Raw genomic sequence first — 22,297 nt, forward strand, 5'->3', positions numbered from 1 at the left:
TGCGATCGTGTTTGCTTCAAGTGCGATCGCTTATTTTTTAGGAGTTTGCATGATTACCGAAGATACCCGCATTGATTATGAGCGCGTCGGCGATATTACTTCGCCCCCAGTCTCTAAGGTCTTGAGTGATGTTTACGGCTCTGATTTTGGCGACGCCACTCAGGAGGAGCGATTAGTCTTAGTGGAAGCGATCGCTTATAGCCTGCGTGTAGGAGGCGCATTTCGCGATAACTTGCGGAATGTGGTAAACGGCGATCTAGATATGCCCTGTGGCATCTTTACCTCTGCTGGAGTCGGGAGAAATGAGGGGCTGAAGCTATTGGCTATCTTACAGGTAGCGATCGTTGAAGGTTACTCGATTTTAGCCGCCAAAAGAGAAGGGTTGTGAGCCAAGACAGCTTTTGTCTCGCCGATGAGTTGAAGCTCTACTTTTGAGTGAACTAATTAAATTAAAATGCCCCTGCGCTGCATCAACAGCCAGGGGCGCGACCATCCCAATAGTTTCAAGCAGAGGATAGTATGAAAATCATATCAGAAATATCACTTTCGCCGCAGGAATTTCGTAAATTAACTGGCTGGTCGGTTTACAAAATTAGCAGAGAAACTGGCATTCCTTTACAAACCCTTTATTGTTATCTGAGAGAACCCGGAGCCCCTGGATATCGCGAACCCAAGCCTCAAATAACTCTTCTGTTTGGATTACTGCACAAAGTTTTATGCACCGCGTAAAATTATGCTCTGCATAGTATACCCGCCCCTCAAAGGCGGGTTATTTTTTGTCTATACGAATCGATTCAAATCGATTCAATCGATTTGAATCGATTTAAACTCAAAGGCAAAAAGGCGAAAAATGGAACCTGAAGACCAAGCCGTGATTGACGTAGACAGCGAATTAATCGATTCCTCTCTCCCTGAATCGATTGAACAATGGTACTCGGCGCAGTATATGATGTCCCTCCTCCGGTTGAGCAAAGCTGACTTGCAGAAGTCGATTTGCAAACTTCAGGATGTCTACGGATTGAATCTTGCTACTTTACGCCGTGGTGCTGCCCGGGCAACCGAATACTCGCAGCTTGCTCTTGATGCAACTAAACTGCTCAATGCCGGCAAGTTTACTCAATTGCGCCAGTTGGTAGAGCAAGCACCCGTAGTACCATCTCCCACAGCATCAACGGCGATTGTGTTCGTTGACCAACACAATGCCATTGCCCAAACTGCGGCAACTGTTGCTGATAGTAATTTGACTCAAATTGCTTCTTTTAAATCTGGTTTGTTGAACAACTACCGCGAGTTGGGGCGGGCGCTTGGCAAGCAGGCAGCAGCAGAAGTAAAGCTGGGATTTACTGAGGAAGTTAAAGCAGCCCTTTCGGATTTACAGGATTCTTAAGATGGCTTTTTACAAGGTTCGGGTACAGCGCGAAAGTAATACACCAAAGCATCTCAATGTTGTTGCCAGCAAATCTCAGGAGGCTCTGCAAGTAGCAGTATTGCAATTGAGAGATGAGGGGATTACTGACGCTAAGGGTGTGGAGGTTATAGGTCAAGTACAAAGTTTAAGAGGTTGAATATGTTCGGAAAAATATTGGATCTATTGCCCGCTGGTGTTGTCGAGCAGATAGGCAACGCGAGCTTCCGATCTTTAGCGGATAGAGGCGAAGTAGATAGTTGGTCTGTTTCTTACGAGTCCGAAGGTGAGATAGCGACAAAAGAGAGAAAGGAATACGAAAGAGAAAGAAGCACGGAAGTAAAACCAATCGAGGGACAGAAATGATTACAAGTGGTATCTCTCGGGTTGTCGGTCACAATCCTATGTCGCCGGTTCTCCGACAAAACTTAGGCGACATCGGCCTCGCCAAAGTAGCAAATTGCACGGATCAAGAAGTTCACGAAAGCTCGCTTAACAAGAAGAAGTGGCAGCAGCAAGCCCGACGCTCAAAGATTTATGTTGCGAATCAAAAGGCGATTTTGGATTGCATCAAAAGGATCGAAGAGCTTGCGCTGGAGCTTCTTGAATACGGATTTGATACAGATGAAAAAATAACGGGGCTTGTTGCCAAGGGCATTGAAGGGGGAGCCAAATATAAGGCTGCGGTACTTTACCGCAAGGAGCAAGCAAGGCTTTCTGTACTCAAAACCGAGGCTCAATTTGCTGCCGACATGGGATTCGCGCAAGCGAAGACAGGCGGAGAAATCGGCTTGATAGCCGATCGCTACGGCATTGATATCAAGTTTCTCCAAGCTGGCTTTAAAACTCAGTCGGCCGCCTTAGAACCACAGCTTAAAGCCAGTGCGGATGCCAAAAATCAAGAGGCGATCGCCCGCCAGCAGCAAGAAGCTTACTGGAAAGGCGAAACCACTACTTCTGGAGGCCAAAAAACTTTGGGTGGCGGCTTGTTTGGCTCGATTTCTAAATCTTTGGCTGGATGGTTTAAAGTATGAAGTTTCCATTTTTTAGAGATCGCGATCGCGAAAAGCTTGAGGCTTATCGCAGAGTCTTGGAAGCTTACGCTGACCCAAATAACTGGTCAAATGTCAGTTGTTTTGGACACATTAAACGCCGACGGTGGTGCGGTGGCAACGACGGCATGGATTTAGCTAAAAAAGTATTGGAGCAAGATGATGGACGGAACTCTTGAAGGGTACGCAGCTTACGAGGACTGGGAGGCTCAGCAACCGAAACCACAAGTTGCCGAGCCGGGAGAAAAGCGGATCGCATTTTCTCGGAATGCTTACAGAGTAGCTCATTTTGGCTTGATAGCCAGTGGCACTGCATCCGCGGTACTTATTTTTAGAATGATTCCCTGGTTGTCGTTTGGCAGTTTTGCTATCCGAATAATTGCGATCGCGGTGGTTGGCAAGGAGGCTCTTTTTGGCGCGGACGACGATCGTCCTGGATATCAGGGATATCAGGCGGCTGCCACCGCGATCGCTCTCGGCTCTGCGGCTGGTGAGTGGGATGCAATTTTGGCAATCTTTGGTGCTGTTGGTGACTTCCTCTCTTTGTACGGGGGGTCGATCGTGGTTGGGTTGTTGATGGTGTGTGTCCTTGTGGCGTGGCTGTGGGGAGGTCGCAATGTCTCGACTTAAGATTTCACTTGCTCTGCTTGCTGGTTGCGCTGGCTTTGTTCTTGCCGGCGCAAGCCTTCCGGTTGACACCCAACTAACGATTCGCACCAAACTTGGCAAGCGAACTTATCCTCACTGGTTAGTCCAGCCCGATAGCAAGATTGTCAAAACTGAGGGCGCTTCCGGCTTGATTCGGCTGCTTGGTGGGTTAGCTAGCTTCGCTAGCTTTGGGGCTGCTCTACACTTCGCTGGCAGTGACGAACGCGAACAGCGGCTATTTTGGGCTGGACAGGTTGCCAGCGACGATATCCAGCAAAAAGAAAATCAGACAACGGCCGAAATCGGTGCAGGGGTTCGCCTCAAAAAATTACAACTTGAGGCGCAGGCAGATATCGATCTTTTTACTTTGCAGCTTCAGCAAAAATTCAAGGAGGCGATCGGATTTACTCCAGTGCCATCCCAGCCAGCGTTACCTCACGGTAAGCCGGGAACACTGGATGACATTACAAATCCAGGTGACAAAATTGATGTCGGAGAACAAGTTAAAAGTGCGATCGAACCCGGTGATTCCCTGACTCAATCTTTGCTGAAAAGCCAAATCAGTAGCGCAGTTTTTGCAGGGTTTTTGAAGCTTATTGGAACCCCTGGATCGGGAAAGACTACTCTAACGAGCGCGTTGATTCGTTGTCGCATCAGTCGAGGACATCGATTGATAATTATAAACTCCCACAAGCGTAAATCAATGTACCGAGGAATTGAAAAATTCCTCATCAAAGGGACGAAGATTTACGGTATTGGTTTGGGTGACAAGGAACGGGCGAAAAGCTTGCTGGATGGCTTGAATAAAATTCTTGAGATTTTATCCAAGCGATACGATGAATATCAGAATGATGATGAGGGAACTTACCATCATTTTCCTATCACCTTACTCCTTGAGGAGATAGGTGAGTGGCAGCCTCTTTTGGCTTTAATCTTGCCGCCTACTGAGGTTGAAAATATCTTGCAAACTTTTTGGCTAAAGCTTTTTATAGCGGCCAGGAAGGGAAAGGTTTTTCCTCTTGTTACAGCTCAGACTGATACTCAGGCAATGTTCAAGGCGAAAAATTTGTCGGAATTGTTTAAACAGTCCGGTGCTATTACCTTGTTGCTGACCGCCGTACCAGATAAGGACTCTGAAGACGGGTGGAAGCCTTCGGGGCAAGGCAAACTTAAATCACCCAATTCTGTACCAATTGATGTTTCTATTCCTGATGCACGATCGCTGATTGACGATGTGGATCATTTTGGGGATTGCGAAATATTTCTCGAATCATTTGCTACAGATTATCCCACTGAGTCAGTGGTGGAGATTCCACCAGTCTCCACCACCTCTCCACCGCCTCTCCACCAACCTATTCACCACCTGGAATCCTTGCTGCACCGGAAATACAACGCAGTCAACCCGATTCCGGAAAATTGGGAGTTTCCTGATCCAACGCAGTCATTGACCCCCGAAGTGCGTGCGGTGGTGGTTGCCTGTAAGCGTAGCGGGCTATCTCAGAATGCTGCTATTTTGGCGATATGGGGGGTTGCTAAATCTGGTAGCGATAAGCGCTACGAGTCTGCTAGAAATCACTATCAATCCGTAGTTATTTAGGGAGGCAAATAACAAATGGAAGAAGGGTCGTTGACAAAAGATATTCAATGCCCGCAATGTGGATCGGTGGATATTAAGTTCGACAAAGATTATGGATTTTACACCTGTAATGCTTGTGATCATGCTTGGGCTTATTCCAAGGATGACCCAGATTTTGATGAGCTTGATGAAGATATTGACTTAAATTAACAGCGTAATTGCAAGGTCGCTCCTTGTTTCTTTATGTTTGAGCGAAAGTTGAAATGGGGTATCCAAAGATATTTGAACCCGGTCACGACGAGGGGTTCAAGGAGTTCAGCCAAAACAATGATTATGAGATTGCTGAATGATGCGTCTGCAACAGATTTAATGTTGGTTCCTGGAATTCTGAAAGAATTTGAGGAGTTGCCTGCATGGCTTAAATTGCGATTCCAAAAAGGTTCCCTTTATCAAGACGAGGATCGAGTTTTTGGGTGGTGTAGGGATGATCAAATTCAGGCAGTTGAGTTGCCTGTGTACTTGGATATGTTTTCTTACGACAATGGAAATGAGAATCGCATTGTTAAATATATTAGGGTTGGTGTATCAGACGAAGAAGGTTTTGCCCCCGCTATTGATTTACCTTTTGATGGAGTTCGTGTTGAAGTCCCTGTTGCCCCTGGTTATAATTTTGATTATACTTTTTTCACCATGTGGGAGCACGGCTGGGCGTCACCTTGCGAAATTCAATGGAGCTGGTTTGAGAGACCTCGTTGCTCGGATCTAGATGGGTATGTGGTAGAACGATCGATCATTCCTCATGGCTTTTGGAAAGCTTGGGAATGGTATCCAGATTGCTGGCGGGATTACTACGACAAACGTCCTGAGCTTTTTGAGGATGCTGAGTGGTGGGGTACCCCGATGCCGATTCGTCACGAGCCACCGAATGACCCCTATGCAGCGGTACTGGGTGGAGCAAATAAGCACGACGTTGAAATATTTTTTCTTGACTCTTGACTTTTCGGTCAGGGTGAGATAGATTTTTTGTTGTGCAAGGACAGTTGAAAGCAGGCGAACACTTGATCTGGAAGTGTCGCCCTGTCACGGCGGAAGTTGCGGGTTCGAGCCCCGTCTGTCCCGTTCTCTCGAAAGTTTAGGGTTGTAATAAACTTTTTTCTGGATTAAGCAGGAGGCAAACATGACTGCGACGCTCATTCATCCCTCTCCAGAAAAAACCACACAACGGGTGGTACTATCTAGTATCAGTTGGCAGACTTACCAAAGCTTGTTAGCAGAAGCTGGAGACAACAGGTCTTCGCGGTTTTCATATTTTCAAGAAGTATTAGAAATTATCATGCCATCAGATTTGCATGAAACTGTTAATTGTTTGCTAAAACAGTTTGTGACTACTTTAAGCGATGAATTAAAGTTGAAACGTAAGGGATTTGGTTCGACAACTCTCAATCGTGAAGATTTAAAACAAGGTGCCGAACCAGATTCCTGTTTTTATATCCAAAATGTCGATCGCATTCGTGGCAGAAAAATTAACTTATCAATTGACCCGCCACCAGATTTAATCATTGAAGTCGATCTTACCAGTCCATCTACTAATCGCTTTAGTATTTACAAAAACCTGGGAGTTCCTGAAATTTGGAGATATCTCGGAGAGACTGTACAATTTTTTCAATTTCAGAACGGAGAATATGTAATCTGTGAATGTAGTGCCACTTTTCCGATTGTTTCTTCAGAAATAATCACTCAATTTTTGCAGATGGCAGAGACCGAGGATGATATGACTATAATTGACGCTTTGCGAGTATGGGTGAGGGAGCAGTTGCGATCGCCCGAAAATGAATAATACTTAACTTAATTTAACTAATTCCTTTCTCCCACGGACGATCGACTCAAAGGTGTGGGATAATAAACGGTCGGAATATCTGATATGTCAAAACCAGGGCGATCGGCACTAGGATCGGAATAGCCACTAGCAGTCCCCATTTACCAAACTTAAGTTTTTGACCGTCCGATTTGAACAGGAAAGTCACAGCGACAATTCCCATGAGTACCCAAAGACCACCGAAGCCCATGAAGACTGTATATCCTGCGTCTTCCATTTTTCCCCCTGCTTTTAGTAGCAATCAATCTTTAATCTTAGTTGCAGTTTGTTTCTGTTGAAATCTGCAAATCGGTCGATCGCACTTACTCAATTTAACTCTATTCCAACTTTGCCCGACAGCGACCTTCAATTTCGCACTCGATCCGCGCAGTTCGATCGCTCATAATACTTGCTAAGTCCGGTCTTCCCGTCAAAGGCAGCCGCCAATCAGCCCAAATTCCGTACAGCCAATTCGCGATCGCCCCAACAATCGGCAACTTAGTCACAGCATAGACCCAACCAATCCCCAAAATCTCGTAGATCCGCCGAAATACCTCAACATTTTTAATTGCCGTACCGTCGGGTAACACCGCGTGAATCCGGCCCATCGCCGTTTCGTAGTCGATTCCGCCGTGGGCTTGGGGGTTGTAGTCATCCTCCGCAATATCCACAAACGACACCAAACCTCGGCCCGCGTCCCGCTTTTTCAAGAAATTGACCTCCCGCACGCACAGCGGACATTCACCGTCGTACAAAAGCTCAATCTGCCAAGATGGCTTAATTTCAACAGATTCGGGAAATTCAGTTTTAGCAGTAGACATAGGGAAATTTATTTTAATGGCGATCGCACACAAACATTTTACCTGAAGACGAGCGGAAAGCCGCTGACTTCAGGCTCAGGCATGGGGATGAACGCGGCCCAGACTTGAGTCGCAAGAGAAACGATTACCAGGCTGTTTCTCGCAGTCAAATTTATACACTAGCACGCTTATTTTATCAAAAAATGATATCATAGATTCATGTTAACAGTAACTCACGAGTACAAACTTCGACCTAATAAACACCAAGTCGAAATATTTGAGACTTGGTTAAACGTTTGTCGTCAGGTATATAACTATGCCTTGAGAGAACGGAAGGATTGGGTAAATTCTCGCAAGTCTCCTGTTAATGCTTGTTCGATAGTTGGTGAATATATCATCTCACCAGACACACCTAGACCTACCTATGCTAGTCAGTGTAAAAATCTAGCAAGAGCTAAGAAGATTTATTCCGAATTAAAGGTTCCGCATTCGCAAGTGTTGCAGCAAACATTAAAGGTGTTAGAATCGGCATTTGTGGCAATGTGGGATCGAGGACATGGTTTTCCACGCTTTAAAAAAAGGCTGCGCTCGTTTGTGTTTCCGGCTGTCAAAGATGCAGCAGTGGAGAATGGACGGGTTAATCTGCCAAAAATTGGTTGGGTCAGGTTGAAGATGTCTAGGCCTGTACCAGAGGGTTTTCTCCTGGCGCAAATTAGAGTAGTTAAAAAGGCTTCTGGTTATTTTGTAATGCTGACTTATCGGTTAGCGGTAAATATACCGGACATTCTCCCGTCGGGACATCATCTAGGTGTGGATATCGGACTAGATAAATACTTGGCAACCTCTGATGGAGAATTGGTAAATCGACCGAGATTCTTTAATGCACTTCACCGCGAGTTGAAATTACTGCAACGAAGATTAAAGCATAAGAGAAAAGGGTCTAATAACTGGCTAAAGCTTCAAAGAAAAATTGCTCAAATTTATCAAAGAATTAGCGATACTCGAAAGGATTGGCATTATAAATTAGCTCATCGGCTGTGCGACCAAGCGTCCATGATATTTGTTGAAAATATCAATTTTAAGGCTTGGGCTAAGGGGTTGTTTGGTAAACATACTTTAGATGCAGCTTATGGTCAATTTTTTTCCATCCTGTCTCATGTGTGCTGGAAGCGTGGGGTGTATTTTGCCCAAGTAGACAAGAACTATACCAGTCAAACCTGCCCTAATTGTGGAACCTTGACTGGTAAGAAAAGCCTAGATGTCAGGGTTCATTCTTGCCCTGAATGTGGGTATACGACCCACAGAGATGTAGCAGCAGCACAGGTGATTAGAAATCGAGGTATCCTTGCGGTTGGACAGCCCGTGAGTCAAATTGCTTCGGGAGGCGTACTGTCGGGAGTCCATAGGAATATCGGGCTAGATAAGGAATAGAAATTAAATAACTTAAGCAAATTTGTGGGATGGGCGGGAGAGCCCGTGCAGAAAGGACGGGCTCTCCCGCCCATCCCACAACAATCATCGAGATTCATCGGTGGGGAGTGTCAAAAGAATTAATAATTATCGATCGCGCCGACCGCATCCCTGCCGCAGTTATTCCTGCTTTAAAAAATAGGCCCAAAGGTCAATCCAGTCTTGGGCGCCGACAATGCTAATATCGTCAAGATGCCGTCTGCTCAAAAAGCCCGAGACTTTCGCCCGATCGCTAATTAGCCTATTTATCGAGCAATTCCAGGCAAACCAACTGGCAAACACAATTTTTAAGGCGGCAACAAAATATAATAAAATTTGTAGTCACAGCCACAGCAAATCCCCCAACCAGTAAATTGCCCCCAATCTAAAAGCAAAAAGATAAATGAACGTCAGAGTCCGTCTAGCCCCCAGTCCCACCGGAAACCTCCACATCGGTACCGCCAGAACCGCCGTATTTAACTGGCTGTTTGCCCGCAACCAAGGCGGAACATTCATCCTGCGGGTAGAAGACACAGACGTAGAACGTTCTAAAAGCGAATACACCGACAACATCCTCGAAGGACTCACCTGGCTGGGTATGAACTGGGACGAAGGCCCGAGTTTTCAGTCCCAGCGTCTGGAAATCTACCGCCAAACAGTCCAAACCCTTCTCGACAAAGGACTCGCTTACCGCTGCTACACCACGTCAGCAGAACTTGACGAGATGCGGGAAGCACAAAAAGCCAACAAACAGGCCCCCCGCTACGACAACCGCCACCGCCACCTGACGGAGGAACAGCGCGCAGCTTTTGAAGCAGAAGGGCGGCAAGCTGTGATTCGGTTTATCATTGAGGACGATCGCACGATCGCGTGGAACGACATGGTGCGCGACACCGTAACCTGGAAAGGTAGCGACCTCGGCGGCGATATGGTAATCGCCCGCGCATCCAGCGGCGGCCTCATCGGCCAGCCCCTCTACAACCTCGCCGTAGTCGCCGACGACATCGACATGGCCATCACCCACGTCATCCGCGGCGAAGATCACATCGGCAATACTCCGAAACAAATATTGCTTTACGAAGCTTTGGGCGCGACAATCCCAGAATTTGCCCACACACCGCTGATTTTAAACGCGCAAGGGCAAAAACTTTCTAAACGCGACGGCGTTACCTCGATTTCTGACTTCAAAGATATGGGTTATATCCCCGAAGCTTTAGTCAATTACATGACTTTGCTGGGTTGGACTGCGCCGGATTCTACGCAAGAAATATTTACATTGTCCGAAGCTGCGGCAGTCTTTACATTCGATCGAGTCAACAAAGCCGGTGCAAAATTTGATTGGGATAAACTCAATTGGCTTAACGGTCAATACCTGCACAAGATGCCTGTGCCGCAATTGACAGATTTGCTGATACCTTATTGGCAGAAAGCCGGTTATGAGTTTGATTCTAAGGCCGATCGCCCTTGGCTCGAACAAATAGCTGCTTTAATCGGCCCGAGTCTCGTTCGCTTAACCGATGCTGTCGGTATGTGCAAGTTGTTCTTCTTGCCAACTTTGGAATACGAAGAAGAAGCACTCGCACAGTTGCAGCAATCAGGCGCTGCACAGGCTTTACAAGCAGTTCAAGAAGCTCTGGAAAGTCATCCCACCCTAATAGCAGCAGAAGCTCAGAAAATCACTAAAAAGCTCAGTAAAGAGAAAAATCTTAACAAAGGGCTGATTATGCGATCGCTCAGAGCCGCTCTGACAGGTGCAATGCACGGCCCCGACCTGATAGAATCTTGGGTAATCCTTCACCAGCGGGGGACGGCTAAAACCCGCTTGCTTGATGCCATTAGCAACTTGAATTTGCCGGCAGTTGGTGTTGCGGCCGAAACTCCTAGCCTAGAACAACCCAAAGCCGAAACTCCCGCCGAAATTTCCGAGCGGGAACAGCCAGCAGTCGAGGTTTCAACAGTCGAAACACAGGCGGTTGAACTATCAGCAGCAGAGGTTACAGCAGTCGAAACACCGACTCTTGAAACAGTCGAAACGCCTTTGGTAGAACCAGCAGCAGAGGTTACAGCAGTCGAAACACCGACTCTGGAACCAGCAGCGGAAGTTACAGCAGTCGAAACGCCGACTCTTGAACCAGCAGCGGAAGTTACAGCAGTCGAAACGCCGACTCTTGAACCAGCAGCGGAAGTTACAGCAGTCGAAACACCGGCTGTTTCAACAGTCGGAACGGAGGTTTCAGCAGTCGATATTTCGGCAGTTGAAACAGCCGCAGCAGCAGTTGAAATACCTGCCGCCAATCAGCAAAAAACTATTGCGAGTGGAGAAATGACTTCATCAAACGAACCAGAAACAACCGTTATCATCACCGAAATTCCTGCTGAAAATGAAGCAGACAGTTCGAGCGGTAGCACAAAAGTCATCATTACCGAAGAACCAAATCAGACACAGCAGATCAAAGAACAAATTATTTCAATTTTGTCGGAGTTTCCTGCTTACATCGGCAGCTTTTACGAGCAGTACAAAAGTCCCTTGACAGTTGTCGGTGTCATATTAGCCTCGATTGTTTCTTTGAAAGTGCTTTTGGGCATTGTAGACGAACTCAACGACATCCCCCTGCTAGCACCCACATTCGAGCTAATTGGTATCGGATACAGCGCCTGGTTTATCTACCGCTATTTGCTCCGCTCTTCCAACCGCCAACAATTAGGTCAAGAAATTCAAGCTTTGAAAGAACAAGTTTTTGGCAAAAAGTCCTAAATTTTTGTTGGTAATTTGTTGATTTTGTACCCGATACTGACAAGTTTAAATATGTTGTCAGTGTCGGGTTTTTTAATGAAGGAAGTTCGGCAACGGATTGTGTAACGGATGGAAGGTAGAAGGTAGAAGGTAGAAGGTAGAAGGTAGAAGATAGCCGTAGGGTGCGTCGAAGAAAGAAAAATCCCTCAATACAAACCCAAAATCTGACAGCGACGCACCAGCCATAGCGAGCAGACTCGTAAACAAAACAACTGTTTGTCTTGTTTGCTTAACTATCGTTTCATACCAAATTCTGGTTATTCATCCCCGTTATGAATTGTCTGGTGCGTCGCTGTTTGGGGAATGAAAACTGAATAACTTAAGCAACTTTGCTTCCCGATTTTTGTTCCAGTAAGGACGAAGGGGGGATAGTCGCCTAGGTTATTAAATTTTCATTCCTTAGATGTTCGGGCAATATTCTCTTTCCGATTAGATGTGATGTTGCTTTTCCTACTAAAAATTTATCGAATATGTATAATGGTGCACTTAAAAATCCTAATTTATTCAAAATCATTGCTTTCATGACTTGTCCTGGGTTCAGAAGTTCTTGGGTTCTTATTCCTACTATGAAAGTTGAATTCTTCTACTAATTCCATCTCGTCCATAGCACAATACCGTTTACTTAAGACCGCCCTGGGGGTAAAACCCTATGAAAAATAGATACGGAGATTGCTTCGTTCCTCTCGAAGTAGCATCTTAAGTAAACCGTATTGGTCTATAGCAATCCTAAATCATTTGTAAATTTCTTACTCCCTCCCCGAACTCGCTCTGAGGGTTGGGGTGGGGTAAAAAAATTACGACTCCTGCAAAGATTGCTATAGTAGAAGATTTAATTCGAGCAGAAGAAGCACATCTACAGCAACTCGAACAGCAAAATCAGCAACTAGAACAGCAAGTTAATGCAGAAAGGCAGCACGTAGAAAGATTGAAACAGTGGCTTCGAGAATTGGAGGTAGACCTGGATACAGCACTTTAAATTGCAATGCAAAGTCTGATGTAACGTCTGGATTAATTGGTCAGCTCTTTTCTGAAGATAGCAATCACAATCATATTGGTTCGTAGTGAGGACTTTAGTCCTCATAATTAAAGGACTAAATTCCTCACTACGAACCGTTTTTATTAGGAATGATTGATTGGACGCGATCTGATATAGAGTCTGATTTTTTAAAGAAGTCGAGCCTGTGGGTATTCTATGAATGCCTGGTTATCATACAATGATTGTAGATTAAGTGATTTTCTACGGGTCAAAGTCGTGGCTTTCAAAATTGGTTTGCTAGGTTTGGGTACGGTTGGCGCGGGAACAGCAGAGATTTTGCTCTCCCCAGATGGGCGCCATCCGCTGTTGCAGGAATTGGAAATCTATCGGGTGGGAGTGCGCGATATTTCTCGAACTCGGTCTTTACAATTGCCAGAAAATGTGCTGACAACTGACCTAGAGGCGATCGCGACTGACCCGGAAATTGATATTGTAGTAGAACTGATTGGCGGATTGGAACCGGCGCGATCGCTCATTCTGAAAGCGATCGACAACGGGAAGCACGTAGTCACCGCCAACAAAGCAGTTATCGCCCGCTACGGTAATGAAATCTTCGACGCTGCTAACGCAAAAGGCGTTTATGTAATGCTAGAAGCTGCGGTGGGCGGCGGCATTCCGGTCATTCAAACCCTCAAACAATCTTTAGGTGCAAACCGCATCAAAAGTGTCACCGGCATCGTTAACGGCACAACTAATTACATCCTGACGCGGATGCAGACAGAAGGTGCAGACTTTGGCGAAGTGCTCGCGGACGCTCAGCAATTAGGTTATGCTGAAGCTGACCCTACAGCAGATGTGGATGGATGGGATGCTGCTGATAAAATTGCTATTTTAGCTTCGTTAGCTTTTGGCGGACGCATCAATTTAGCAGATATTCACTGCGAAGGTATCAGGCAAGTTAGCGCGGCTGATATTGACTACGCCGACAAGCTGGGATTTACGATCAAATTGCTGGCTATTGCTCAAGAAACTAGCAAAATTTCCGAACATAATGGGGATGCAGAAGGGGAACTCCTCTCGATTCGGGTGCATCCTACTTTTGTGCCGAAAGCTCATCCGCTGGCTAGTGTGAACGGCGTTTACAATGCAATTTTAGTTGAAGGAGATGCGATCGGGCAATTGATGCTTTACGGGCGCGGTGCGGGGGCTGGGCCCACAGCTAGTGCGGTGGTATCCGACATTTTGAATGTGGCTGCTATCCTGAAAACCGAAACTGTGCCGATTCCCCATCCTTTGCTGAGTTGCACTCACCAACACTACTGCAAAATAGCAGAAATGCAGGAACTTGTGACTCGGTTTTACGCGCGTTTTCTGACGCGGGATACGCCCGGGGTTATTGGCAAACTCGGCACTTGTTTCGGTAACCACCAAGTTAGTTTGGAGTCCATTGTGCAGACGGGAATTCACGGCGATTTAGCAGAAATTGTTGTCGTGACTCACGATGTTCGGGAAGGTAATTTCCAACAAGCACTCGATGAAATTCGCGCGATGGAAGCAGTCGATAGTATTGCGAGCACGTTGCGAGTTTTGTAAGAATTGCACAAGGTTATACCAATTTTTTATGAGGTTGCATAGAATCCGATCCCCCCTAGCCCCCCTTAATAAGGGGGGGACAAGATTCCGATCAAAGTCCCCCTTCTTAAGGGGGATTTAGGGGGATCGAGATATGTGCAACTTCACATTAAATTGGTATTAGTAGTGAGGACTTTAGTCCTTCTTTTCCTGAGGACTAAAGTCCTCACTACGAACCTTTTTTAGATTGTTTTTAATTTAGTATGGATCAATAAAATTGGATTTTGTCGATCGCCCTACAGGAAGGCACTTGCTAGATTCCCTCTACGAAAAGTTTGCCAAACCCCAACTCCACGATACTGAGGATCCCAGCAATCCGTCAATTTATGTTCGGCACGCAGAGGGGCAAGTTGTTGATGGAAATTATACCATAGAAAAAGTGTTTGAAGACTCGCGCACTGGTTTTTATGCTGAAAGTCGCCTTCCGGTTTCTGGGAATAATCCGCCCGTGCTCGTGATTCGCGGATACGGTTCGTGGTATCCTTTCGATCGCGTTTTGGAAGATACACCCGATGTATTTATCGCCAAAGTACAACGCCAGTTAAAAGCGGCGGAAACTGTAGGCGCTATAGATTGGCTTAAACAGCAATTTCGCAGCGGAAATCCGGCGGATGTCATCGGAGAAAGTTTGGGCGGCAAAGTTGCTCAGCAAATTGTAGCAAAATATCCGGGTTATCTGCGATCGACTGTAACGTTTAATTCTTTGGGCGTTGCGGAAAAGTTAGCTGAAACTTGCACCGCTAACAATGTTTTTCACTACTTTACTTTAGGCGAAAGGTATGCTTTCTGGGCAAATGGAGGCGATTACATACCGGGAACGATTTTTGTGATTTCCCAGAAAGGGAAAAACTGGTGGTATAAAATCGAAGAGGCGATCGTCCGAATGGCCCGTTTTGAAGGCAAGTTTCGCAAAAGGCGAGTCCTGGTGGTAATGTTGGCTCAGTGGCTGTTGTTAAATCGGCATAATGCGATCGTCCTCAACAAGAAAAAGCCGGTAGTCGTTGAGATCGATCGCGCGCAACTGCAAATTTTCCGAAAAAGCCGCTTCACCTAAACCCCTACCAAAGCCTTCGATGCGCCCGGTGACTGATTTTCCCGCGCTGCGACGGCGAGTACCAGACAAAGCGCTGCGATCGCTTTTTCCCACTCTTCCTTGACGGCGGTGGGTTGAACCCCATCAAAGGCGCTAACTAACCGAGGAATCGATCGATCTAATGCAAGTCTTGGAATCGATTTGTGCATCTCAACTAAATCAGTTAAACTCTCTTGATTCTTCAGAAAACCGACTACCCATTTTGTAGCATGATCTGGACTATCTGGGACATTTTTAATTCCCAATTCTGTTTGCAACCAATCATAAAAAGCTGGGAGTTTTTGGGATAATATAGCCCCAGCAGCAGGCAAACTTTCTTTAAGCAAAGCAGTATCCAGACTTCCCAAGATTTGATTGAATTCCGGTGAATCCAGCAAGCTGGTTAATGGAAGTGCAAGCAGGGCTTCGGAAGCATCAGAGGATAAATTTAAAGTGCGCGAAAATGTTGATAGCATTGGAAAGTCTCTCAGAAAGATGATGCTTTCACTATGCCAGTAACGCAGAGCAATGAATATGAGCTACCTCATATTAACCCATTTTGATTAGGAATAATTAAATTGAACCCATTTTTTACGCTAGCAACTCATCGACGGCAATACTAAAACCTGGCAAAACTATTTGAGTGCTGACGACTTCACCTATGGTAAATAAAAGTCTCTGCTGTTGAGTGACAACAACAATCCACTGACTCTCAGGAAGTACCAGCCATATTTCTTGACAGCCCGATTGCAGGTATTCATTGGTTTTGGCAAATACTTCTTCCGCTTTATCAGTAGGAGAAATAATTTCAGCAATCAACGGAAAACTTTGAGGAAGTATGGTAAAATCATTAAATTGGGCGACTAATTCTGGTGTCAAGTAGGAAACATCAGGACAGCGACCTCTCCCTACTGTACGGCAACCTGTTTCTGTGTAAACTTCTCCACCTTGTCCGCTGGAAATTGCGTAATTTCCCCAGTAGCGGGATAGCCGAGATTGAATCCGACCAGTTTTTGCTGTCATGCCGTTTTTTTCTACTAATTCTCCATCGATCCATTCTGTGCTGTCAGGCGGGTTTTCCATCCATTCTTCTAGGGAAATTCTGGGAGATTCAATAACTTGAATTTCCCTGGATTCGATGAGTGAACTTACCATCATGTGAGTCAATCCTTCTATATGTGTACTATCTCACAATTTGAGCGGAATATTAAGTTTTCTAGAGTGAAGACCGGGGCGGGTTTATAATAAAATAGGTTTGTAGTGAGGACTTTAGTCCGCAACAAATAAGGACTAAAGTCCTCACTACGAACCTATATAGGAAGCTATATTTGAATGTTTTAAACAAATTCTCCTTTCGCCACCATCACCACTTTACCTCCCACCAAAACTTCTATTTCTTCCTGATTTTTTTGAGCTTTCAACAACAGCAACGAAGGTCTACCAATTTCATAACCCTGTTCGACTCTCACATCAATCTTTGATTCCCCGCAATAAGTATATTCTACCAAATATCCAGCCAAACAGCCATTGGCACTCCCCGTCGCCGGATCTTCGGGGATTCCTAAGGAATGGGCGAAAACTCGGACGTTTAAATCATTAATGTCGCTGTAAGTTTCTGGGCAGAATATCAAAATTTCTTTGGCTTCTGTGGTATTAATTAATTCAAAATATTTATCTAAGTTGACTTGAGCTTTTTTGACGGCTGCGAGGGTTTTTAACGGGACAATTATAAACGGTACTCCGGTAGAAACTTCTTGAATTGGGAAGTTTGTCTCAATCTCATCGGGTTGTAAATTTAGGACGCTGGCGAGAGTTTCGGTTGGCAAAACTTGACCGAATGTTGGTGGGTTTTGTCGCATCCACAAAATATCTGCGGATTCGTTGCGATAATTAAAGGTGACTGGAATTTGACCCACGGCTAAATTGAGAATTACTCGATCGACCTTTTGGCCAATTATCTGTTGTTGTAGCACAAACGCCGTCCCCAGCGTCGGATGACCGGCAAACGGTAATTCCTTCTTGGGCGTGAAGATACGCACGTCATAGCCGCCGTTTTCCGGCTGGTTTGATCGAATAAACGTGGTTTCCGAATAATTGATTTCCTTCGCTATCAGCAGCATTTCGGCCTCTGAGAGTTCCGCAACTCCCGCGCCACAAAAGACAGCTAGCTGATTGCCAGCATATTTTGACTCGGCAAACACGTCAACGATATAAAAATTCATATTTCCCTCCTTTAAGATTAGAAGACCGGGCGATTGAAATCGCGTCTATACAGACAAAACCCGCCTCCGCTTTCCCTCTTTTAAGATTAGAAGACCGGGCGATTGAAATCGCGTCTATACAGACAAAACCCGCCTCCGCGGGTTGAATACCAGACGGTTAAAATTACGTTATCTTCTCTTTGTCCGCGGAGGCGGACATTGTTTGTGTAGACGCGATTTCAATCGCCGACTCTTATCGACATCGACAAGATTTTTGACCCAGACTCGCTACTTCAAACAGCGAATAGCCTGCAACATACCCCGGGCTTTATTGAGAGTTTCTTCATACTCCATATCCGGGTTAGAATCGGCCACCAAACCAGCACCGGCTTGCACAGAAACCGAATGTTTGTCACCGCCCTGCGATTGAACAACCATAGTGCGAATTGTAATCGCACTATTCAACTGTCCCTCAAAATCATAAAACCCGTAAACCCCAGAATACGGGCCGCGACGGCAACCTTCCAACTCGTGCACAATTTCCATCGCCCGAATCTTCGGAGCACCGCTAACCGTACCAGCAGGAAAACCAGCTTTCAACAAATCCCAAGCTGTCTTATCTTCAGCCAATTCTCCGATTACATTGCTCACAATGTGCATCACATGAGAATAACGCTCAATTTTCATTAATTCGTCAACTTTTACAGTACCGCTGCGGCAAACTCTGCCTAAATCGTTTCTGCCCAAATCAACTAACATCACGTGTTCCGCAATTTCCTTCGGATCTTGCAGTAATTCAGCAGCCAAAGCATCGTCTTGTTGAGGAGTTTGACCCCGGCGGCGCGTACCGGCAATCGGCCGCAAAGTTGCAATCCTTTTGCCGTCAACAGTATTTTCTGCCTTCACCATCACTTCTGGACTGGAACCGATAATCTGCCAATCTCCAAAATTAAAATAAGCCATGTACGGAGAAGGATTGATCAGGCGCAAAGAGCGGTAAAGTGCAAAAGGATCGCCCGTGTATTCTGCTTCCAGCCGCTGCGAAATCACTACCTGAAAAATATCTCCCGCTTTGATATAATCCTTGGCTTTCAATACATTTTCACAATACTTGTCGCGGGTGGTATTGCTGCTGTAAGCTAATTCTGTATTTTCAGTTGTGGAACTTGCATCTTGCCCGTAACTCGGCGGAGTCCATTCTAGGAGAGTAGATTGTTGTGAAAGTGGCGATTTCAGTTTATCAACTAACTGAGAAACCCGATCGCACGCTGCCCCATAGGCCTCCGCCAAATCAACGCCTGTCTCGCGCAAATCCGCATAGGCGACGGCCCAAATTTTCCGTTTCACCTGGTCGAAAATCAGCAAATTATCAACCTGCATCCACAACCCATCCGGCAAATCATTCTCGCCCGCCGGATGCACTGGAACTCGCGGTTCAATCCACTTAATTAACTCGTAACCCCAAAAACCGAACAACCCGCCAATTCCCGGCGGTAACTGCGGCAATTTCACTGGTTTGTAAGGCTGCAAACACTCGGTTAAAGCCTCAAACGGATCGCCCGTAAATACTTTTTCGGAACCGTCGCGGTAAACTTGAGTTGTGCGATCGCCCCTAGCCTCCAAAATCCACAGCGGATCGCACCCTAACAAACTATAACGCCCGAGTTTTTCCCCACCTTCCACCGACTCCAGCAGAAAACTGTAAGGTTGACCGGCGCAAACCCGATACCACGCAGACACAGGCGTATCCAAATCAGCCACCCATTCTTGATATACGGGTACAAAATTGCCTTGTTTCGCCAGTTCCGAAAATTGTGAGAAATCGGGAAATATCATATATAGCAGTTGACAGTTGACAGTTGACAGTTGACAGTTGACAGTTGACAGGAATCAAATTGGAGAGCGATCGCTTGGGGATCTCAGGGGTCTCTTCATGAGGTGCTTTATGTCAATACCTTGAATGGCGGTTGCTATACTAACTTTAATTACAATCAATAAACAAAAGACGGAAACCAACAGCCCTCCGGCGATTGGTACTCGCCAACAGCCATCACCGCCATCGGCTTGACGGCGCGCAGCCCTTGTTGCAAACACCAGCGAAACAGACTTCCATACCTCAGCGGCAAGTGAAAAGCTAGCACATCTTCGGAACTGTACGCAGCAGCCCCCAAGAGCAAAACCTGCATATCTGCCTCGGTTTCGGCGACGCTGTGACCCAAAGCAGATATCGCACAAGTATAAGCCACAATCCGACCTTGCTGGTACGCAACTAACGGACAATAATTATTTAGGGCGTATTCAATCTCGGAAGTTCGATCGCACCCACAGACTTTTTCGCACAAAGCCGCGCATTCGCCCACATTCTCGCCAGCCATCGGCCGCACCTCAAACCCATACTGCGGCACGCTGCGAAACTTCCCCTCCATTAACACGAAAGGTTCCTTCACCTCAAAACCCAGAGAAGCGTACAGCGACAGCGAGGCCATGTTGAAAGATTCTTGCACCAAACGGATGCCTACAGCATCCTGTCCCCGTTCCAGCAAGGCTTTCATGATTTGTCGCCCTGCGCCGCGGCCTTGAAAAGCCCGATCGACACTGACGGGCCCGATACCGCGAATCGGGTTGCGTTCATCCATAAAACCGCACCCGACAACCGCACCGTCATTCTCGGCTACAACGCCAAAATACGAGGGATTTTCGAGCCAAAACCGACTAATTTCGGCCGCCAACTCTACCGTCAGAAAATCTGTGTGAGGGAAGCAGTGGCGATCGGAAATATCTTTAAAAGCTTCATAATTAATGCGAGCGCAAACATCGATATCAGAAATCTGCGATCGCCTGATTGCGACATTCATTTTTAATTTAAGGATTAACTATTAATTAGATTTGATATTTGCAGTAGAAGCTGGGCGCTGCCCATTCCTGTCAACTTAACCCTAAAACCCTTGATAAATCTCGCTTTTCTCCGAGGCCAGATCCCCCTCAATCCCCCGGATAGTCGGGGGAGGAAAGAGAATGCTCTTGTCCCCCCTTTTAAGAAGGAGACGAAAGAGAATGCTCATGTCCCCACCGACTATCAGGGGGGCTAGGGGGATCAGTCTTAACTGAGTCCCAAATAAGCAATATTACTTATGTTTTGCTCAGCAATAGATCGATCGCTTAAGGATCGTAGGTCTTCTTACCTGTGAACTTCACCTTGATCGGATTGGGATTGCTGCCAATATTGCGAGGGACACTACCATTAGCAACACGACCTTCGTTCACCTTCTCAGGGAACACGCCATCCTTGGGATGCAGGTACTCAGTAGAACCGTCAGGAAAAACGCGGTAGATTTTGTAGTTCGAGATTTTGAATTTCGCCCGCAGTTGCTGGCCGCCCAAAGCGATACACTGCTCCTTCCGGGGCAGATACAGCAAGTTGTCGCCTTGACGCATAATCGCAGCGCCACCTGTAGGCATTTCAAACACTTGTTCCTTGGGGCTAGTCCAAGTGATAGCATACTTCTCTTCAACTAGCGCCTTGGTCAGCAAGCCGCCGGTGCTGCCGCCGAAGATGGGGGGTTGTCCAGTCAGTTCTTCTGCCATAGATATATCCAAAGGATTTTTACGGCATCCTATCATCGCCACTGTACCCTGTTATCGAAATTGTAAGGAAAGTTAACAGTTTTTGGGCGATCGATCTTTTCTGATAATTAGGAATTAGTAATTAATAATTGATAATTTGTAATTTTTACCAAAGTTATAAAACAGAACTCTCTCTGCACAAATCCCGAAAAAATATCTCAAAAAAATGTAATGCTTCGGGTACTGATCGCGCACTCGAAGCATCGCACATTGCCCAATTCCTCACACGCGATCGCACAAATCTGCCCATATATTACCGAGCAGCACCTAACCCTAAGTCAAGAACCAATTAGGGTCATAGCCGCGCGGAATTTGACTCAAAGCAGTCCAAGTTTCTTGGTTGACAATCCCGTCGGCCTCGATCCCAAAGCTTTTTTGAAATGCGCTAACAGCCCGATCAGTCAAAGTGGCAAATTGACCGTCAATAGAGCCCCGATAGTGCTGGGAAATGGTCAGAACTTCTTGAACAGTAGTGACTGCTTCCCCAGAACTGCCGAATTTAAGTACCGGCATATTCACAGGAGCTTCAGTATAAAGGGCCTGCCAAGTCAGCGGCCCGACAATGCCGTCCGGCGACAAGAAAACCCGATACTGAAACAGTTTCACAGCAAATTCAACTGATGAGTTAAAAATTCCTTTTACAGGCTGCCGGTAAACCCGCAACTTGGTTAACATTTGTTCGAGTTCCAATACCGCTTGACCTTGAGAACCTAATTGCAGTTGTGGCTTAGTAATAGCTTGTTGGGTAGATTTCATCTTGGTTGTAAATGACATATTGATTTTCCTCTAGGTTTGAGTATTCCGATCGCAAAAAAGTTTTTCCGGGCGAAATATGGGCATCCTCAACTTTTCACGAATCAACACTGACGCCCGCCCGTGTCTCAACAGATTCGATCGACTGCAAGCCCTCTCCAGACTTGTGGCCCTTCCGACTTAACGCTCCCAATATCCCGGTAGTGCTCTGCCGCCCAACCCTTTATTTTGCCTAAAAGCCGGGTTTAAGACGCAAGCACGTCCTGAATCTGCTTTGATACTTTCGATCCTAAGGCCCAACACCGCCGGGTCGCATCACCTGTAAAAGCTATCTCGCGGGGTGAGAGGAGGTATAGCACAATACGGTTTACTTAAGATGGTCCTTCGATAGGAACGAAGCAATCTCCGTATCTATTTTTCATAGGTTTTACCCCCAGGGCGGTCTTAAGTAAACGGTATT

Annotated in this window: 25 protein-coding genes, 1 tRNA gene and 1 pseudogene; 17 read left to right on the forward strand and 10 right to left on the reverse strand. The window is 46.2% G+C overall.

Annotation, left to right across the window (positions count from 1 at the left end; translation table 11 throughout):
- The first annotated feature begins 7 nt into the window (after nt 1-7).
- The 11 genes from JGK07_RS06430 to JGK07_RS06480 all read left to right on the forward strand — a co-directional run bounded on the left by JGK07_RS06430 (nt 8) and on the right by JGK07_RS06480 (nt 6,518).
- Complete coding sequence (locus tag JGK07_RS06430) at nt 8-388, forward strand: hypothetical protein (RefSeq protein ID WP_293223636.1); 381 nt, start codon at nt 8-10, stop codon at nt 386-388.
- 462 nt (nt 389-850) lie between these two features.
- On the forward strand, nt 851-1,387 hold the full coding sequence (locus JGK07_RS06435; RefSeq protein ID WP_293223639.1) for a hypothetical protein: 537 nt from the start codon (nt 851-853) through the stop codon (nt 1,385-1,387).
- 1 nt (nt 1,388) lies between these two features.
- Complete coding sequence (locus JGK07_RS06440; protein WP_293223642.1) at nt 1,389-1,565, forward strand: hypothetical protein; 177 nt, start codon at nt 1,389-1,391, stop codon at nt 1,563-1,565.
- 202 nt (nt 1,566-1,767) lie between these two features.
- Nucleotides 1,768-2,439 (forward strand): hypothetical protein, encoded by a 672-nt coding sequence (locus JGK07_RS06445; RefSeq protein WP_293223645.1) that lies wholly within the window; start codon nt 1,768-1,770, stop codon nt 2,437-2,439.
- Nucleotides 2,436-2,636: a hypothetical protein gene (locus JGK07_RS06450; RefSeq protein WP_293179486.1), complete on the forward strand. Its 201-nt coding sequence runs from the start codon at nt 2,436-2,438 to the stop codon at nt 2,634-2,636. Before JGK07_RS06445 ends, JGK07_RS06450 begins: the two co-directional genes overlap by 4 nt.
- Complete coding sequence (locus tag JGK07_RS06455) at nt 2,617-3,087, forward strand: hypothetical protein (RefSeq protein ID WP_293223648.1); 471 nt, start codon at nt 2,617-2,619, stop codon at nt 3,085-3,087. Before JGK07_RS06450 ends, JGK07_RS06455 begins: the two co-directional genes overlap by 20 nt.
- On the forward strand, nt 3,074-4,702 hold the full coding sequence (locus JGK07_RS06460) for a hypothetical protein (RefSeq protein WP_293213905.1): 1,629 nt from the start codon (nt 3,074-3,076) through the stop codon (nt 4,700-4,702). The genes JGK07_RS06455 and JGK07_RS06460 overlap by 14 nt, the downstream gene beginning before the upstream one ends.
- A gap of 15 nt (nt 4,703-4,717) precedes the next feature.
- Nucleotides 4,718-4,891 (forward strand): hypothetical protein, encoded by a 174-nt coding sequence (locus tag JGK07_RS06465; RefSeq protein ID WP_293213903.1) that lies wholly within the window; start codon nt 4,718-4,720, stop codon nt 4,889-4,891.
- 123 nt (nt 4,892-5,014) lie between these two features.
- Complete coding sequence (locus tag JGK07_RS06470) at nt 5,015-5,677, forward strand: hypothetical protein (protein WP_293223651.1); 663 nt, start codon at nt 5,015-5,017, stop codon at nt 5,675-5,677.
- Nucleotides 5,678-5,715: 38 nt separating this feature from the next.
- Nucleotides 5,716-5,800, forward strand: a tRNA-OTHER gene (locus JGK07_RS06475).
- A gap of 58 nt (nt 5,801-5,858) precedes the next feature.
- The gene (locus JGK07_RS06480) at nt 5,859-6,518 is read left to right on the forward strand and encodes a Uma2 family endonuclease (protein ID WP_293179502.1); all 660 of its coding nucleotides are present in this window, start codon (nt 5,859-5,861) and stop codon (nt 6,516-6,518) included.
- Nucleotides 6,519-6,564: 46 nt separating this feature from the next.
- On the opposite strand, the gene JGK07_RS06485 is transcribed toward JGK07_RS06480, so the two are convergent.
- The gene (locus JGK07_RS06485; protein WP_293191312.1) at nt 6,565-6,774 is read right to left on the reverse strand and encodes a hypothetical protein; all 210 of its coding nucleotides are present in this window, start codon (nt 6,772-6,774) and stop codon (nt 6,565-6,567) included.
- A 100-nt stretch (nt 6,775-6,874) separates the two neighbouring features.
- Nucleotides 6,875-7,357: a thiol-disulfide oxidoreductase DCC family protein gene (locus JGK07_RS06490; RefSeq protein ID WP_293179508.1), complete on the reverse strand. Its 483-nt coding sequence runs from the start codon at nt 7,355-7,357 to the stop codon at nt 6,875-6,877.
- Between the two features lie 198 nt (nt 7,358-7,555).
- Here JGK07_RS06490 and JGK07_RS06495 point away from each other — a divergent pair, with 198 nt between their 5' ends.
- The 3 genes and pseudogenes from JGK07_RS06495 (at nt 7,556) to JGK07_RS06505 (ending at nt 11,540) form a co-directional block, all read left to right on the forward strand.
- On the forward strand, nt 7,556-8,767 hold the full coding sequence (locus JGK07_RS06495; RefSeq protein WP_293223654.1) for a transposase: 1,212 nt from the start codon (nt 7,556-7,558) through the stop codon (nt 8,765-8,767).
- Nucleotides 8,768-9,188: 421 nt separating this feature from the next.
- Nucleotides 9,189-10,622: pseudogene (gltX, locus tag JGK07_RS06500) on the forward strand (glutamate--tRNA ligase); the annotation flags it as partial.
- 486 nt (nt 10,623-11,108) lie between these two features.
- A complete protein-coding gene (locus tag JGK07_RS06505; protein ID WP_293182875.1) occupies nt 11,109-11,540 on the forward strand; it encodes a CAAD domain-containing protein in 432 nt (143 codons plus the stop codon).
- A 415-nt stretch (nt 11,541-11,955) separates the two neighbouring features.
- Here the strand turns inward: JGK07_RS06505 and JGK07_RS06510 are convergent, their stop codons facing one another.
- Complete coding sequence (locus JGK07_RS06510) at nt 11,956-12,102, reverse strand: DUF4277 domain-containing protein (RefSeq protein ID WP_325314938.1); 147 nt, start codon at nt 12,100-12,102, stop codon at nt 11,956-11,958.
- Between the two features lie 252 nt (nt 12,103-12,354).
- On the opposite strand from JGK07_RS06510, the gene JGK07_RS06515 reads away from it, so the two are divergent.
- The 3 genes from JGK07_RS06515 (at nt 12,355) to JGK07_RS06525 (ending at nt 15,241) form a co-directional block, all read left to right on the forward strand.
- The gene (locus tag JGK07_RS06515; RefSeq protein ID WP_293191316.1) at nt 12,355-12,555 is read left to right on the forward strand and encodes a hypothetical protein; all 201 of its coding nucleotides are present in this window, start codon (nt 12,355-12,357) and stop codon (nt 12,553-12,555) included.
- Between the two features lie 276 nt (nt 12,556-12,831).
- On the forward strand, nt 12,832-14,148 hold the full coding sequence (locus JGK07_RS06520; RefSeq protein WP_293182865.1) for a homoserine dehydrogenase: 1,317 nt from the start codon (nt 12,832-12,834) through the stop codon (nt 14,146-14,148).
- A 256-nt stretch (nt 14,149-14,404) separates the two neighbouring features.
- The gene (locus tag JGK07_RS06525; protein ID WP_293223657.1) at nt 14,405-15,241 is read left to right on the forward strand and encodes a hypothetical protein; all 837 of its coding nucleotides are present in this window, start codon (nt 14,405-14,407) and stop codon (nt 15,239-15,241) included.
- Here JGK07_RS06525 and JGK07_RS06530 read toward each other — a convergent pair.
- The 7 genes from JGK07_RS06530 to JGK07_RS06560 all read right to left on the reverse strand — a co-directional run bounded on the left by JGK07_RS06530 (nt 15,238) and on the right by JGK07_RS06560 (nt 21,858).
- Nucleotides 15,238-15,735: a hypothetical protein gene (locus tag JGK07_RS06530; protein WP_293197311.1), complete on the reverse strand. Its 498-nt coding sequence runs from the start codon at nt 15,733-15,735 to the stop codon at nt 15,238-15,240. The two genes, JGK07_RS06525 and JGK07_RS06530, sit on opposite strands and share 4 nt — an antisense overlap.
- Nucleotides 15,736-15,850: 115 nt before the next feature.
- Nucleotides 15,851-16,417 (reverse strand): Uma2 family endonuclease, encoded by a 567-nt coding sequence (locus tag JGK07_RS06535; protein ID WP_293197313.1) that lies wholly within the window; start codon nt 16,415-16,417, stop codon nt 15,851-15,853.
- Nucleotides 16,418-16,596: 179 nt separating this feature from the next.
- Nucleotides 16,597-17,481 (reverse strand): PhzF family phenazine biosynthesis protein, encoded by an 885-nt coding sequence (locus tag JGK07_RS06540; RefSeq protein WP_293213370.1) that lies wholly within the window; start codon nt 17,479-17,481, stop codon nt 16,597-16,599.
- A gap of 267 nt (nt 17,482-17,748) precedes the next feature.
- On the reverse strand, nt 17,749-19,296 hold the full coding sequence (gene trpE, locus JGK07_RS06545; RefSeq protein WP_293206539.1) for an anthranilate synthase component I: 1,548 nt from the start codon (nt 19,294-19,296) through the stop codon (nt 17,749-17,751).
- Nucleotides 19,297-19,451: 155 nt separating this feature from the next.
- Nucleotides 19,452-20,315, reverse strand: a complete 864-nt coding sequence (locus JGK07_RS06550) for a GNAT family N-acetyltransferase (protein ID WP_293182853.1) — start codon at nt 20,313-20,315, stop codon at nt 19,452-19,454.
- 304 nt (nt 20,316-20,619) lie between these two features.
- The gene (locus tag JGK07_RS06555) at nt 20,620-21,045 is read right to left on the reverse strand and encodes a photosystem I reaction center subunit II PsaD (RefSeq protein WP_293182871.1); all 426 of its coding nucleotides are present in this window, start codon (nt 21,043-21,045) and stop codon (nt 20,620-20,622) included.
- A 312-nt stretch (nt 21,046-21,357) separates the two neighbouring features.
- A complete protein-coding gene (locus JGK07_RS06560) occupies nt 21,358-21,858 on the reverse strand; it encodes a peptidoglycan-binding protein (protein WP_293182851.1) in 501 nt (166 codons plus the stop codon).
- Nucleotides 21,859-22,297 lie beyond the last annotated feature (439 nt).

It is taken from the genome of Microcoleus sp. PH2017_24_DOB_U_A (genome assembly GCF_020738205.1).
In the GTDB taxonomy this organism is placed as follows: domain Bacteria; phylum Cyanobacteriota; class Cyanobacteriia; order Cyanobacteriales; family Microcoleaceae; genus Microcoleus.